At 68.4% G+C, this 14,202-nt stretch carries 16 protein-coding genes and 1 pseudogene; 11 read left to right on the forward strand and 6 right to left on the reverse strand.

The window, feature by feature from the left end; genetic code table 11:
• Positions 1 to 3: 3 nt before the first annotated feature.
• The 4 genes from AQJ11_RS13635 to AQJ11_RS13650 form a co-directional block, all read right to left on the reverse strand.
• A complete protein-coding gene (locus tag AQJ11_RS13635; RefSeq protein ID WP_014670326.1) occupies positions 4 to 1,218 on the reverse strand; it encodes a beta-ketoacyl-[acyl-carrier-protein] synthase family protein in 1,215 nt (404 codons plus the stop codon).
• Entirely contained in the window at positions 1,211 to 1,456 is a 246-nt protein-coding gene (locus AQJ11_RS13640) for an acyl carrier protein (RefSeq protein ID WP_014670327.1), read from the reverse strand. Before AQJ11_RS13640 ends, AQJ11_RS13635 begins: the two co-directional genes overlap by 8 nt.
• A gap of 57 nt (positions 1,457 to 1,513) precedes the next feature.
• Complete coding sequence (locus AQJ11_RS13645) at positions 1,514 to 2,626, reverse strand: radical SAM protein (protein WP_058079020.1); 1,113 nt, start codon at positions 2,624 to 2,626, stop codon at positions 1,514 to 1,516.
• Positions 2,627 to 2,711: 85 nt separating this feature from the next.
• Positions 2,712 to 3,431 (reverse strand): Phenylacetic acid catabolic protein, encoded by a 720-nt coding sequence (locus tag AQJ11_RS13650; protein WP_244218221.1) that lies wholly within the window; start codon positions 3,429 to 3,431, stop codon positions 2,712 to 2,714.
• 548 nt (positions 3,432 to 3,979) lie between these two features.
• Here AQJ11_RS13650 and AQJ11_RS13655 point away from each other — a divergent pair.
• The 4 genes from AQJ11_RS13655 (at position 3,980) to AQJ11_RS13675 (ending at position 7,061) form a co-directional block, all read left to right on the forward strand.
• Positions 3,980 to 5,167 (forward strand): aminotransferase-like domain-containing protein, encoded by a 1,188-nt coding sequence (locus AQJ11_RS13655; RefSeq protein ID WP_208616501.1) that lies wholly within the window; start codon positions 3,980 to 3,982, stop codon positions 5,165 to 5,167.
• Between the two features lie 25 nt (positions 5,168 to 5,192).
• Positions 5,193 to 5,687, forward strand: a complete 495-nt coding sequence (locus AQJ11_RS13660) for a PaaI family thioesterase (protein ID WP_059263207.1) — start codon at positions 5,193 to 5,195, stop codon at positions 5,685 to 5,687.
• 208 nt (positions 5,688 to 5,895) lie between these two features.
• Positions 5,896 to 6,177: a hypothetical protein gene (locus AQJ11_RS13665; RefSeq protein ID WP_058079024.1), complete on the forward strand. Its 282-nt coding sequence runs from the start codon at positions 5,896 to 5,898 to the stop codon at positions 6,175 to 6,177.
• A 272-nt stretch (positions 6,178 to 6,449) separates the two neighbouring features.
• Positions 6,450 to 7,061 (forward strand): response regulator, encoded by a 612-nt coding sequence (locus AQJ11_RS13675; protein WP_079082303.1) that lies wholly within the window; start codon positions 6,450 to 6,452, stop codon positions 7,059 to 7,061.
• Here the strand turns inward: AQJ11_RS13675 and AQJ11_RS13680 are convergent.
• Together AQJ11_RS13680 and AQJ11_RS13685 are read right to left on the reverse strand one after the other, a co-directional pair.
• Entirely contained in the window at positions 7,058 to 7,633 is a 576-nt protein-coding gene (locus AQJ11_RS13680) for an AMIN-like domain-containing (lipo)protein (RefSeq protein WP_059263210.1), read from the reverse strand. The two genes, AQJ11_RS13675 and AQJ11_RS13680, sit on opposite strands and share 4 nt — an antisense overlap.
• Before the next feature lie 167 nt (positions 7,634 to 7,800).
• The gene (locus AQJ11_RS13685) at positions 7,801 to 9,027 is read right to left on the reverse strand and encodes a PP2C family protein-serine/threonine phosphatase (protein WP_059263211.1); all 1,227 of its coding nucleotides are present in this window, start codon (positions 9,025 to 9,027) and stop codon (positions 7,801 to 7,803) included.
• 368 nt (positions 9,028 to 9,395) lie between these two features.
• Between AQJ11_RS13685 and AQJ11_RS13690 the strand changes: the two genes are divergently transcribed.
• The 7 genes and pseudogenes from AQJ11_RS13690 to AQJ11_RS13715 all read left to right on the forward strand — a co-directional run bounded on the left by AQJ11_RS13690 (position 9,396) and on the right by AQJ11_RS13715 (position 14,123).
• Complete coding sequence (locus AQJ11_RS13690) at positions 9,396 to 9,824, forward strand: hypothetical protein (protein ID WP_175252051.1); 429 nt, start codon at positions 9,396 to 9,398, stop codon at positions 9,822 to 9,824.
• A 316-nt stretch (positions 9,825 to 10,140) separates the two neighbouring features.
• A complete protein-coding gene (locus AQJ11_RS52660) occupies positions 10,141 to 10,416 on the forward strand; it encodes an FmdB family zinc ribbon protein (RefSeq protein ID WP_079082304.1) in 276 nt (91 codons plus the stop codon).
• A gap of 136 nt (positions 10,417 to 10,552) precedes the next feature.
• The gene (locus AQJ11_RS13695) at positions 10,553 to 11,206 is read left to right on the forward strand and encodes an AmiS/UreI family transporter (RefSeq protein WP_014670337.1); all 654 of its coding nucleotides are present in this window, start codon (positions 10,553 to 10,555) and stop codon (positions 11,204 to 11,206) included.
• A 40-nt stretch (positions 11,207 to 11,246) separates the two neighbouring features.
• Positions 11,247 to 12,494, forward strand: a complete 1,248-nt coding sequence (gene fmdA / locus AQJ11_RS13700) for a formamidase (RefSeq protein WP_014670338.1) — start codon at positions 11,247 to 11,249, stop codon at positions 12,492 to 12,494.
• A gap of 85 nt (positions 12,495 to 12,579) precedes the next feature.
• Positions 12,580 to 12,720 (forward strand): annotated as a pseudogene (locus AQJ11_RS52665) (IS5/IS1182 family transposase); the annotation flags it as partial.
• Positions 12,721 to 12,809: 89 nt separating this feature from the next.
• Positions 12,810 to 13,361 carry a hypothetical protein gene (locus AQJ11_RS13705; protein ID WP_059263212.1) on the forward strand — a complete coding sequence of 184 codons (552 nt, stop codon included), beginning with the start codon at positions 12,810 to 12,812 and terminating at the stop codon, positions 13,359 to 13,361.
• A 441-nt stretch (positions 13,362 to 13,802) separates the two neighbouring features.
• Positions 13,803 to 14,123: a MoaF-related domain-containing protein gene (locus tag AQJ11_RS13715; RefSeq protein WP_059263213.1), complete on the forward strand. Its 321-nt coding sequence runs from the start codon at positions 13,803 to 13,805 to the stop codon at positions 14,121 to 14,123.
• Positions 14,124 to 14,202 lie beyond the last annotated feature (79 nt).

Genomic DNA, 14,202 nt, shown 5'->3' on the forward strand with positions numbered 1-14,202 from the left:
CTGTCAGGGGGTGGAGAGCACGAGCGCCGCGTTGTGGCCGCCGAAACCGAACGAGGTCGACAGGGCCGCCCGCGGTCGGTCGCCGCCGGGCAGTTCGCGTGCCGTCCGGATCAGGTCCAGCTCGCCGAGCCGTTCGTCCGGCCGGCGCAGACCGGCGGTCGGAGGGGCCACGCCGTGGCGCAGCGCCTGCAAGGTGGCGATGGCCTCGACCGCTCCGGCCGCCCCGAAGAGGTGTCCGAGGGCGCCCTTGCTGGACGACATCGGGATGCGGGCCAGGGCGTCGCCGCCGAGGGCGAGGCGCAGGGCGTCGCACTCCAGCCGGTCGTTGAGGAGGGTGCCGGTGCCGTGGGCGTTGAGGTAGTCCAGCTCTCCGGGCGCCGTCCCGGCCTGGCGCAGGGCCTGGGTGACGGCCTCGGCGGCCGGGCCGCCGCCGGGGTCGGGGGCGGTGAGGTGGTGGGCGTCGGAGGTGGCGCCATAGCCGCGTACCGCGCCGAGGGCCTCGGCGCCGCGCCGGGCGGCGCCGCCGGCCGTCTCCAGGACGAGGACGCCCGCGCCCTCCCCGATGACGAAGCCGTCCCGGTCCGTGTCGAACGGCAGGCAGCGGCCGGTGGGGGACAGCGCCCCGGCGTTGCGGAAGGCGGCGCTGACGAGTTCCGACGTCGACGCCTCCGCACCGCCCACCACGACGGCGTCCGCCGCACCGGCGGCCAGCAGCCGCAGCCCGGTGCCGATGGCCTGCGCACCGCTGCTACAGGCAGAGGCCACGCACAGCGACTCGCCCTTGAAGCCGTACCGCATCGACAGGTGCGACGCGGCGGCGTTGGCCATCATCTGCGGCACCATCAGCGCCGACACGTACTCGGCGCCCTGCTCCGCGATGACCGTGCCCTGCGCCTCGAAGCTGGCCGTGCCGCCGAGTCCGCAGCCGATGACACAGGCGACGCGCGCGGCGTCGTAGGGGAGGTCACCTGGGGTCCAGCCGGCCCGCGTCAGCGCTTCGTCCGCCGCCACCAGCGTGAACTGGGTGAAACGGTCGGTGCGGCGTACGAGGTGACGGGAGAGGTGGTCCACGGCGCGGAAGCCGTGGCAGGAGCCGAGCCCGTCGTGCAGTGCGCTCTCCCCGGCGACGGCCCGCTCGTGCAGCGCGTCGGCGCCGGTACCGAGCGGGGTGACCGCGCCGAAGCCCGTCACCACCGCCCCCGTCGCGGTGTCACTCAAGTCCGGCCTTCTGGTAGCAGAGCTTGAGGACCTGACCGACCGTGTCGATGCCGTCGAAGTCCTTCGGCTTCACCGGGACCTCCAGATCCTTCTTGATCGTCTGCGCCAGTTCGACCATGTCGAGCGAGTCGATCTCTAGGTCGTCGAGTGCGGCTTCCGGGACGACGTCCGCCTCGTCGACGCCGAGTTCCACCAGGGCGTCTTTGACGAACTTCTCGATCGCGGCGTGGTCAAGCATGGGTGATGGGCCCTTCTCGTGCGGGACGTCGTGGGGTGTGAGCCGTTCGGTTCGCGGCTACGCCGCCGCCTTGGCGGCGTGGAACGGCGACCAGTGCCACTGCCGCCAGTAGCTCTCCGTGATGTCCAGCCACTCCTCCAGCCGCTCCGCGCTGTCCAGGAACCGGTGGGCGCTGACCACCAGCCAGCTGTAGACGGCCTGGCTGTCCCGGCAGCCGCCGCAGTCGCCGGAGGTGCAGCAGAACTGCAGCGACTCGTAGTCGGCGCCCCAGGCCGCGAAGCCGGGGATCACCGGATTGCCGTTGGCGACGCGCTCCTCGTGGGCCGGGTGGTCCACGCTCAGGCTCGGACAGACGTCGTACCCGAAACGGGCGCCCCAGTGGGAGGTGCCGGTGATGAGGGTGCGGATGAAGTACGGGTGGCTCACCACCGTCTGCGGGTACAGCTCCTTGACCCGCAGCGCCTCCTCCAGGACCCGGCGCTCGTTCTCGATCTGGATCGGGTGGTCGGAGCCGTGCTCGCTGTAGAAGTTGAACGTGACGATGTTGCCGTTGTCCGCGATCTTCCGGACCGTCGGTTCCAGGTAGGGCAGTCCGGCCTCGGAGAGCGCGAAGATGAACAGCACCCTGGGGTCGTCGCGGTAGTGGGACAGCGCGGTGTCGAACAGGCCGGTGAACTTCGACCCGTTGACACGGATGGCGCGCAGGTCGTCGTCCAGCGGGCCGCCGCCGAAGATGCTGACGGCGACCGCGATGTGCTCGAAGCCCTGCATGGGCATCGGCCGCAGTCCGTTGGTGGAGATGGTGATGTAGGGAAGCTCCTCGACGAACGCCTCCACCCGGCGCAGGACCAGGGTGGGTTCGCCGCCGATCAGCGTCGCCTGGTTGACGCCGTCGTCGCGCAGCTTCCGGGCGAACGCCTTGATCTTGTCGACGTCGGACAGTTCCTTGACCGCCGTGTCGAAGCCGCCCTCGAAGTACCAGCAGCCCTTGCAGCGGATGTTGCACGTGTTGGTCAGGTGGACCTCGCACGAGCGGACGGTACGTCCGAGCCGGCGCAGCCGGTGCAGCCGGTCGGCCAGGTCCGGCCGCTCCGCCAGCAGGGCGGCCGTGCGCTCCTTGGCCTCCCTACGGGTGAGGGGGCGCTTGCCGATCGTGACAGGTGTTGCCATGGGGAGGTGCTCCTCGTCCTCGGGGATCGTCGGAACGCGCTGATGTGTTCGCTTCCGGCACGCGGCTCTCCGGGCGCGTCCCGCCCTACTCGGGAACCCTCAGCCCCAGGTTCTTGATGCGCGGCGCCACCTTTTCCCGCCAGATGTCCCGCGCCTGCCCGTTCGTCGTCTGCCGCAGTCCGTAACGGACGGCCATGCGGGAGCGCTCGGAGCGCGAGCTGCCGAAGATGCGCTCGAAACCGGGCCACAGCCGGTCCAGCGCCCGCTGTAGCTCCTCGCGGCCCTCGTCCGTCGCCGCCAGGTTGCGGCAGACCCGCGCCCCGTGCGCGATGTGGACCTTCTCGTCGAGGATGATGGTGCGGACGGCCTCGGCCCACGGCTTGTAGCTGCTCTGCGCGAACTCGGAGATCATCACCATCGCCGTCTCCTCACCGATGTAGGAGAAGATGCCGCGCTCGGCCCAGGTGGTGCACTCGTGGAACTCGTGGCCCGCGAAGAGTTTCCGCTCGGCCAGCGTCTGCTTCTCCATGTAGGCCGTGTCGATGCCGATGTCGCCGAGGACGCGCTTGCCGATCTTGTAGTGGTCGTACTCCTCGACCGCTCGTTCCGCGCAGACCTGCCGCTCCTCGGCGTTCGGTGCCAGCGGCAGGAATACCTGTACGTAGTCGTCGCCGCCCGAGAGTTCACCCTCGGTGTTGACGATCATTCCCCGGATCGCGATCTCCCGGTAGTCCTCGGGCATCGCGAGGAATTCCTCGGGAGTTCGAACGACGACGACCTCATCGCTCGGAATGGTGAATGACATGCGCGTTTCTGCCCCTCACTCGTCTCACCGAGTCCGGGCATGCGAGATCGCCCAACTCGGTGGAGGAAAATACGGACGGGGATTGTGCACGGCCCGAACGGAACCCCCGTTTCCGTTTTCGACTGTCCGTGCCGCCGGTCAATACCGTTCTTCCGGCAGGATGGGCCGACGATAGACACATCCGAGTCGGCCAATCAATGGAAAACTCTCGGCCAGCGTGGCCGACGTGCCGTCGAAAGATGTCGGGATCGCACCCCTTCCCCTCCCCTCACCGCGAAGGGCGATCCCCCGCTCCCCCGCCGAACGCGATCCGTCCACAGCCGCCCACCTGCGGCGACGATCCACCCTCCGCAACCGGTGCGTGCGTCCGGACTCCATCGCCGAAAACAAGTCAAACGCTCCCCGTACACAACCCCCCGATACGGCATGGAAGTCTCGAATAGTGAGCCGGAGAAGAACCGGAGCGGGCGAATCCGGCTGTTCTCACGCAATGACTCCCGCCCCATCCATGGCCTGGACAGGCACCTGGATCTCTATATGCTTGCCGCATGAAGCCTCCCGTTCCCCCGCCCGCAGTCGCTTCCCGCCTGGCCAACGTCGTTTCCTCGCCGGTACGGGACATCTTGTCGCTCACTGCACGCCCCGAGGTGATCTCCTTCGCGGGGGGACTTCCGGCTCCTGAACTGTTCGACATCGACGGCTTCAAGGCCGCCTTCGACCGCGTACTGGCCGACAGCCCGCGCCGAGCCCTCCAGTACTCCACCACCGAGGGTGACGCCGATCTGCGCGAGGCCATCGCGCAGCGCCTCACGGCACGCGCACTGCCGACCGACTCCGACGACCTGGTGATCACGACCGGCTCGCAGCAGGCCCTCACCCTCATCACCGCGACCGCCCTGGAACCCGGCGACGTCGTGCTCGTCGAGGACCCCTGCTACCTGGCCGCCCTCCAGACCTTCGGCTTCGCCGGCGCCCGTGTCGTCCCCGTCCCCACCGACGACGACGGCATCATCCCCGAGGCCCTGGACGAGATCGCCGCGCGCGAACCGGCCAAACTGCTCTATCTGGTCCCCACCTTCCAGAACCCCACCGGTCGCACGCTCCCGGCCGCGCGGCGCACCGCCGTCGCCGAGGCCGCCGCCCGGCACGGCTTCTGGATCGTCGAGGACGACCCCTACGGCGAACTCCGCTACGACGGTGAGCAGGTGCCCTGGATCGCCGCGTCCCCCGCCGCGTCCGACCGCACCATACTGCTCGGTTCCTTCTCCAAGATCATGGCCCCCGGCCTGCGCCTCGGCTACCTCCGCGCCCCCGCGGCCATCCGCCGGTCCTGCGTCATCGCCAAGCAGGCCGCCGACCTGCACACCTCCACCGTCGACCAGGCCGTGGCCGCCCGCTACCTGCGCGACAGCGACCTGGACGCCCACATCCGGACCATCAGCGACGCCTACCGGGAACGCCGCGACGCCCTCCTGGGCGGGCTGCCCACCGCGCTGCCCTTCGGCAGCCGCTGGAACCACCCGGCCGGCGGCATGTTCGTCTGGGTCACACTGCCCGAGGGCCACGACGCCACCGAACTCCTCCAGGTCGCCGTCAGCCACGAGGTGGCCTACGTCCCCGGGGCCCCGTTCTTCGCCGGCACCCCCGACCCGGCCGCCCTGCGCCTCTCCTTCACCACCCACTCCCCCGAGGAGATCGGCGAGGGCCTGCGCCGTCTGGCCAAGACCTTCGCGTAACCCGCGCGTCCCAGAAGGGATCCCCATGCCCACCGAGTCGGCCACCCTGGTTGACGACGCCCCGATGACTCCGGCCGCGCTCAACGAGATGGTCGCGCGGGACTTCGAGGACTACTCCGCCTGCCACGTCACCGAGGCCACTACGACCCACCTCACCATGGAGGCCGACGGCACCCGTCTCCGCACCCGCCCCGGCGGCACCATCTCCGGCCCCGATCAGGCCGCCCTCGTCGACCTGGCGGCCTTCCTCCTCATCAACGCCCGCCTGGGCCGGCCCACCCCCATGGCCCTGACCAGCTCGCTCCAGATCAGCTACCTCAGCCGTCCCCGCCCCGGCCGGCTCCGCACGCACGCGAAGATGGCCAAGTTCGGCAAGAGCCTCTGTGTCGTCCTGGCCGAACTCCGCGACAGCGCCGGCACCCTGGCCGCCACCGCAACGGTCACCTACTCCGTGCCTCCGGCAGCGCACCGGTCTGACCCGCGGAGTGAGGACGACACGACCGGCGGGACCGCCGAGTAGCTGCCGGGAGTGACACGGGGCGTGGGGTTGTCGCCGTTCGCCTGAGGGCACCGGTGATCCGCTGACAGAGGGCAAGGCGACGGGTTGCCAGTGCCACCGGGTCGCACCTGACGGGCCGCCATGGCGTGGGCGCCGTCGTTCGGCATGCCCGTGGCATCGGTACCATCAGCACGCCATTCGACAGATGTTGCGTTTCAGGAGTGGTCACATGACTACCACGCCGAGCACGTTCACCCGCGAGCAGGTCGAGGCAGCCGCCTCCCGGCGCATTCCCCTCCACCACACCACTGGGCTACCGGGAAGCTGGTACGTCCTCGTCGGCGTCACACTCCACTACGTCCGCGACCTCGTCCAGGACGTCACCGGCGAGAAGCCGGACATCGTGGAAGCCCGCAAGGCGCTGCACGCCCTCGGGTTCCCACTGTTCTGCTGGGCCTCCGACGGCATGGTCGCCAAAGGCCACCCCTGGCACACCGGCCAGGCCGACTGACCACCCCGGTCCGAGCGGTGCACCGCCGCCGTCGGTACAGGACAACGCAGGGCTCGGACAACCGCGTTCACCATCACGGGTGCCGCCCGGCTGCGTCGGCCGCCGTGCCGCTTGCCCGGATGTGCGCCCGCCGTGGGAAGCGCCGGGTCGGTCATGGTCGGTACACCCTGCCGCGCCATCCGTCGAACGGTTTCGGGCTAGGCCGTTTCCAGGAGCAGGAGCAGGGGCAACACGTCACGTGCGGCGAGGAACTGTCCCAGGAGCAGGGAGAGATGTGCGAGCACGCGCTCCGTCAGGCGGATGACGCCGACCACCGTCAGGCAGAGGCCGATCAGGACGCAGACCGCCGGGATTCCACGACCGGCGTTCAACGCCTTGTCGACGCGCACGACACCGATCTCGTCCTGATGGACATACGTATGCCCAGGATGGACGGGCTCGCCGCCACCGCGGCGCTGCGCCGACGCGCCGATCCACCCGAGGTGCTGATCCTCACCACCTTCACCAGCGACGGCTACATCCTGGACGCGTTGCGCGCCGGGGCCGCCGGATACATGCTCAAACACACCCCGCCGGAGCAGATCGTCGCCGCCGTGCGCAAAGTCATGGACGGTGAGCCCGTTCTGTCGTCAGTGGCAGTCAAACAGCTGATCAACGCGGTCACCGCCCCGGCGGCGGATTCCGGTCCGGACCGCCGCACACGGCGCGCGGAGGCCGAGGCGATGCTGGACCTGCTGGCGCCCCCGGAGCGGGAGGTGGCGATCGCCGTCGCCGAGGGCTCCTGGTGTACCGCGCCGGCCTGGTCTGATCCGTGGCACAGGATCGGGCCGGGCGGCGAGGGACGCGAGGACTGTGGCGCCCCTGGCCGGCCGGGTGTGGGCTAACTCGTCCAGCTGTGGGCCACGTCGACGACGACCCGGTCGTCCAGCTGGATCACGCGGAAGGGCAGTCGGGCGCGTACCCCCAGGCCGACCTGTGTCTGTCCCTCGAAGGTGCCGCCGAACCGGGTGTCCCGGAAGGTGCTGTACCCGCTGACGTTCACGCCGGGCAGGGCCTCGCCCACCTTCCCCGGGTAGGTCGGCGCGCCGGCCTCCAGGTCGTAGCTCCACGCGCCGACGCGGATGTCGAGGATCGCCCCGCCGACGACGGGTATGTACGCGCCCGAGGGGTCCGCGTGGAACCGGTCCACGTACTGCACCTGGTAGCCGATCCGGTCGCCGCCGCCGGGCACCTCGAACACGATGCGGTCGTAGCACTCGTGCTGTCCGGTCCTGATGTCCTCCAGGTGATCGGCCCCCACGGCGGCACTGCCTTTGGCGCCGCTGCCCCAGCCCGTCGGGCAGGCCACCGCCGCGCGCGGCCCCTCCGCCGGGGCCGCGCCCGCGGTGCTCGCCGCCGTCCACAGCGTGGCGCCCGCGAGCGCGAGCACCGCCGCCACCGCTTTGATCCGTCGCATCCTGTCCCCCTTGGTCGAGCTTGGTCGCGGAACCCTGATGCCGGGTGAGACGGACCGCCTCAAGGGAAGGTTGTACGCCAGACAGGGGCAAATGGGGAATCTTGCCGTCCGCGAGATTCCCCGCGGTGCCGTCCGTACCGGAAACGGTGGGGTCCGGGGCGTACGGGTCACTGGGGCCGCGGCCGCCATTCGAAGAGCACGATGGTCGCGTCGTCCCGCAGCTGGTTGCGCTGGTAGTCGAAGATGGCGTGGATGAGCAGCCGCAGCACCTCGGCCGGGCGCTGACCGGCGACGTTGGAGTGGATGATGAATTCGGTGAACCGGTCGAGACCGAACTCCGCACCGTTCGCGTCCCGGGCCTCCACGACACCGTCGGTGTAGAGCAGAACGCAGTCGTCCGGTTCCAGTTTCGTCTCGTGGATCTGCCGGGCTGCCGGGGCGAGTGGGCCGGCGAGGCCGAGCGGCGGCTGCGGGGAACTGTCGAGCGCTCCGGCCAGCACCCGATCGTCACGGATCAGCAGCGGTGGGGGGTGACCGCAGTTGACCCAGCGCAGCACCCCCGTCTCCGTGTCCAGTCGGCACAGCACACCGGTGCAGAAGTGGTCGGGTAGCCACTGGGCGAGCGCCTGGTCGACGGAGCCGACGATGTCGGTCAAGTCGCCACCGCCGCGGCGGGTGTTGCGCGCCGCCGCCATGGCCACCGACGTGGTCAGGCCGGCGATCAGATCGTGCCCCATGCCGTCGAGGATCATCGTGTGCAGTTCGTGCTTGACCACGGTGTGGTCGAAGGCGTCGCCGGCGATGCCGTACGCCGGTTCCAGGACCGCGGTCGAGACGCACCTGCTGCTGCCGATGGTGCGGGGTGGCAGGAAGGCTCGCACCATCTCGGCGGGCAACCCCATGGGTGCGGTGCGGGTACGGGCAGCGAGCCAGTCACTGTAGGCACGCTTGGAGGAGATGATCATGGCGAACAGGTGGGCCAGCATCCGGACGCGGCGCATCAGCACCCCGTCGAGCGAGGTGACGCGCACCGCGAGCACGCCGAGCCGCTCCGCACCGTCGAGCAGAGGCATCCAGACGATCAAGCCGTCATCGGCATCGGCCACCCGCGGGGAGATCGTGCGGTAAGCCCAGCCGGCCGACGAGCGGTCCACCGGGAGCGATTCCAGGGCCTCGTCGAGGGGGATGAGCAGACGTTGTTGCAGGTCCGCGAGGTAGATCAGCACGGTGCCCAGGCCGAGGGCCGAGGCGCACCGGTCGACCAGGGCAGGCAGTTCGACCGGCAGGGCCGTTTGCGCCTCGGTGATCAGCTGTTCCCATCGGCGCCCGTCTGCGGCGGGGTCGGGACCGGAGGGCGTGTCTGGTGGGTCGGGCACGGGGATCACCCCTTCCATGCCCAGTCTCACACTGGTCCCGTTCTCTCACGCCTCCAGTTGGTGCCGCCACTGGACGCGCGCCTCCGGTCCGCAGCCGGTCGGCCGTCCCGCCGTAAGCCGGGCTCACGGTTCGCATACCGCTGATCAAGAACTCATGGCGGCGTTCGCAAAAATGATCAGCACTTGTGATTCAGTTCACCAGGGTATGGCTGGATTATTGCGTATCGTGCACTTTAGCCTCTTCAGACAGTGTGCAAGCCTCATAAATGATCTCCTCAGGCAGTAGCCGACCCCTGTTTCCAGACGCTTCGGAGCGTGTGAGGAAGAGGCGGCGCATTCGTCGCCGGCAACGGCAGAGGGAATTTCGAGCTCGGAAGGCGGAAGAAGTGAGCGAAGACGCCGTGTGGGTCCGAGGCGTGACCGGCATCCAACTGCACCACGTCACCAATATCCAGGATGCTCGGCGGTTTCTGGGCAATGCCGTCATGGCACTGAAAGCTGCCCACGTGAGAACCGGCGACGCCAGGTTCTCCGGTCTCGCCGACCAGCTCAAGGGCATGGTCGCCGCGGCGCGTGACCTGGAGGGCGAGGCGCAGGAGAGGATGCACGAGCTGCACTCCGCGGACCCCGAGCGGTTCGTGCGCTGCCGGGAGGGCGAGGAGCCCTGGCCGGACGAGCTCCAGGCGGGCTTTGTCCCGCGTCACACATGCCGCGACGAATGCCTCTATCACGACCGTGGGGTGCTGGACGGAATTTTGCAGTGCACCTGCGGCCGGCCGCCGTGCCGCGCTTGCGCGATCGTGGGCGCACCCTGAGAAGGATTCCCTGGGGCTCGGCTCGGATTCGTTGCCTTTCTCCGGGTACAGCGAGGGCGTATCTCGTTCGAAGCGGTATTGAACACGTTGTCCCCCGTGGACGAGGCCCGGACGTGCATGCACGTCCGGGCCTCCCTTTTTATTCGCTCCCGCCATTTTTCAGCAAGTGCGGCCAGCCCCGCACGGCAGCCTCCACTCGCCTTGACACGCCGCCCTCCCGGGGGTTGCCTTGAATAAGGACGCTGCTTCTGCGGCGTCCCATCGGCTCCGGCTCGGTGTACGTCCGGGGCCGCAGGCGCGGCGGGGCGGAGACTTTATGGCGACGTATGAATATTCCTGCGACCGCTGCGGACCGTTCGAGGTGAAGGTGCCGATCGGCACCGCGCCGACGCAGTGGAAGTGCTCGCGGTGCAGCGGCGCCGCGCGGCGTGTGTACTCCTCTCCGGCGCTCACCTCGACACCGCCCGCGGTGGCGGCTCTGCGCGAGCGTTCGGAGAGATCGCGGGAGAACCCCGAGGTGGTCACGCGAGTTGCCAGGAACGCCGCGCCAAGTCCCGCTCATCCGGCGCTCGCCCGGCTTCCCCGGCCCTGACGGGCAACCCGGTCCGGCGCGTGCGCGTGCGCCGTCCCGGCGGCCATGGCGCGGAACAGCGCACACCTGATTGCGGCCGCAGGAACGCTTGCGGGCGTGTCACCGACGAGAGCGAAACATCGGGAGGTGTGTCCTCTTGGCCAACGTCGGACTTCTCTTCGTGGGCGCTGTGCTGTTCATGAACGGGTTGATGCTGCTGGGAAAGGTGGACAGCCGGGCAGCAGCCATATTCAATCTCTTCGTGGGCGGACTCCAGGTCCTCACACCCACATATCTCATCATCGCTGCGAACGGCGACCCCAAGCGCATCATGCTGGCGTCGGGCATTTTCCTCTTCGGCTTCACGTACCTCTACGTAGGAATCGGACTGCTCATGGGGTTGGACACGACCGGCGTCGGTTATTACTCGCTGTTCGTGGCCATCGTGGCCCTCGGCTATTCCTTCGTCAGTTTCCGACTCGTGAACGATCCGCCGTTCGGCGTGATATGGCTCTACTGGGCGTTCCTCTGGTTCCTCTTCTTCCTGCTGCTGGGGCTGAAAATCGAGTCGCTGACGTCCTATGTGGGCTGGGTGACCGCGATCGAGGGCTGGGTCACCGGTGTCATCCCGGCATTCCTGCTGTTGACCGGTTACTGGGTCCCGGAGAACTTCCACGAGACGGCAATCGCGTTGGGCGCCTTCGGCGTACTGACCTTCGCCGCCCTGTGGTTCGTACTCCGCCGCAGGGCTCCCCGCGGGCCTGTGCAGGACTACGGCACCTCGGGATATCCGGCCGGAAGCCACGGCTGACCCGCCACTCGGAGCATCGGGAGCAACACTAGGAGTTGACATGCCTGAAGTGATCTTCAGCGTCGATCAGTCCCGGTCGATGCGTGACCAGGACGTTCCCGGACACAACAGGTGGCACCCGGACGTACCGACTGTTGCCATGGTCCGCCCGGGGGACGAGTTCCGCGTCGAATGCCGCGAGTGGACCGACGCGCAGATCGGCAACAACGATTCCGCCAACGATGTGCGCGACGTCGACCTCAAACGGGCCCACATGCTCAGCGGGCCGATCGGTGTCGAAGGCGCGGAACCGGGTGACCTGCTGATCGTGGACATCCTTGACCTCGGGCCGGTACCACAACAGGTCGGGGACGCCCCCGGTCAGGGCTGGGGATACACCGGTGTTTTCGCCAAGGCCAACGGTGGAGGATTCCTGACCGACTACTTCCCGGACGCCTACAAGGCGATATGGGAATTCCACGGGCAGGTGGCGACGTCCAGGCACCTTCCCGGTGTCCGCTTCACCGGTATCACACACCCCGGCCTCTTCGGCACAGCGCCGTCCGCGGAGTTGCTGGAACGGTGGAACAGACGAGAACAGGCCCTGGTCGACACGGACCCGGACCGTATCCCGCCGCTGGGGCTCACGCCGGACCCGGAGCAGGCCCTCGCCGGTCAGGCGACAGGATCCGATGCCGAACACATAGCCCAGGAAGGGGCGCGCACCGTGCCCGCCCGGGAGAACGGAGGCAACCACGACATCAAGAACTTCACCCGTGGGTCGCGCGTCTTCTACCCCGTCCACGTCAAGGACGCCAAGCTGTCGGGTGGAGATCTGCACTTCAGTCAGGGAGACGGTGAGATCACCTTCTGCGGCGCCATCGAGATGGGCGGTTACATAGACTTCCATGTCGATCTCATCAAGGGCGGCATGGAGAAGTACGGCATCAGCACCAACCCTGTCTTCATGCCGGGCAACGTCGAACCGCGGTACACGGAGTTCATGTCGTTCATCGGGATCTCCGTGGACCACGACACCGACACCAACTACTACCTGGACGCGACGGTCGCCTACCGCCGTGCCTGTCTCAACGCCGTCGAGTACCTGAAGCGGTTCGGCTACACGGGAGAACAGGCCTACCTGCTGCTCGGCGCGGCTCCCATCGAGGGACGCATCAGCGGAATCGTCGACATCCCGAACGCCTGCTGCTCCCTCTACCTGCCGACCGGAATCTTCGACTTCGACGTCCGCCCCACCGCGGAGGGACCGAAGGCCGCGGACCGCGGGCAGTGCGCGGTGACCAGCTGAGCGAGAAGAGGCGGAGGCGCGGTCCCCGTCCGACGGCTCGCCGGACGGCGGGGGCTCTCCGGGCGGGGGCTCGCAGTACGGGACGGGTGGCCGCCCGTCCGGAGTCGACGCCGCGGCATACAAGCGGCGCAACACAGTCGAGCGATGTATCGAACGACTCAAGCAGTGGCGGGGCCTGGCCGTGCGGACCGGCAAGCTCGCCATCGTCTACCAAGGCAGGCAGCACTCCACTCCGCCGCCATTCTCGTACGGGCTCCGGAACCGGTTGCGTAATGCGAGGGGTACGCCTCCTGGCCGGCGTGACAGCATGCGGCCATGACCTTCCGGCACCCCGACGGCGACTACACGATCACCGCGATGTACTCCGTGCCCGATGACGCCTGGTACTTGGAACTGGACCTCGTGGCCGGGCAACGGAATCTCGTGACCGCAATCGTCCCCGACGAGGATCCCGCCCGGGAACCGACGGTGTGCTTCAACCCGAATGAGCCGCACGTGGAAGTTCCGTACGAGGTCATGCGCTGGTTCATGCACCAGGTCGACGAAGAGATCCGCACCTCCCGTGCCTGGATGCAGCTCAGGCCCGAACTCGTCGAGATCATTCATCGGCTCCGTCAGGAACACATGGGTGTCATAGACGACGACACATTCCCTCATGTCCTCGCGGAGGTGCGCGCCGCGGTCCCCGAGACAGACCTCCCCGCTGTTCTAGAGGCCGCCTTCGGGCGGAATCCTGACGGCACCACCATGGACCCTCCCCAAGCGCCACAGGCGACGCAGACGGATGAAGACGCCCGCGATCGTCACCAGGACGAACACGGTGCCGGCTTCGAGGCCGCCGACGGCGGCCCAGCGCCGGCCAGGTGACGGTGCTCGCGGGTGCTGTGCAGCGACACGGACCGGTTGGATATCCAGGACCTCTAGGACCGCGACTGACCCAGATGGGAGTTAGCGTCACCCCCCGCGTTGAGGCGCACCGTCACGCCGTTGCGGCCGGCGGCACCTTGATCACCGAGGTCACCCACCTGTTCTTCGGAGACCGGGTCGGGCGGGTACGCGATCCGCTGGGCAACCTGTACTGGATCCAGAACCGTGTGGAGGACCTGAGCCCACAGGAAATGGAGGTAGTCCACGGGCCCTCGGCTTCCCGGGCCGAGGACGCCTGGGTCAGGGCAACCTCGGTACGTCCGACCGCCGCCCGAGTCCGGACCGGCGATGCGGAGTCGTAGGTCGGATGACGGATGGCCGCGTGCCGGACCTGAGAAAACCTGATGGGGAACCACATGAGTCCCCTCAGGAAGGTATGTCATGTCACAGGAGCGGATGACCAAGCGCCGGTACTTCGTCGACCTGGGCCAGCTGACCCTGGAAGAGCACTTCGAATCCGAAGAACGTATGACCTTCACCGTCGTCGCCGGCGGCAGCTTGGTGCCGGACGGCTACGTGGAGACAGTGGCCATCACCGCCGTGGAGATCCGGCCTGACGTGTTCCTCATATCCTGGAAGGAGGAGTCCGGGGCCACCATCACTCATCTGGAGGACTTCGAGCGCGGTGTGGTCCACTCGCGCATCACCCTGCCGGACGGCACCCCGTTGGCACTCACCGGCACCATCAAGCCACTGGACTGACGACTGCGGCGCGTTCGTCCGGCACAGTCGGTCCGACCTTGCGGTTGTGACGGCGGGCCCCGGTGATCGGCGGCGGGGT

Origin of the sequence: Streptomyces corchorusii (assembly GCF_001514055.1) — a bacterium.
Taxonomy (GTDB): domain Bacteria; phylum Actinomycetota; class Actinomycetes; order Streptomycetales; family Streptomycetaceae; genus Streptomyces; species Streptomyces olivaceoviridis.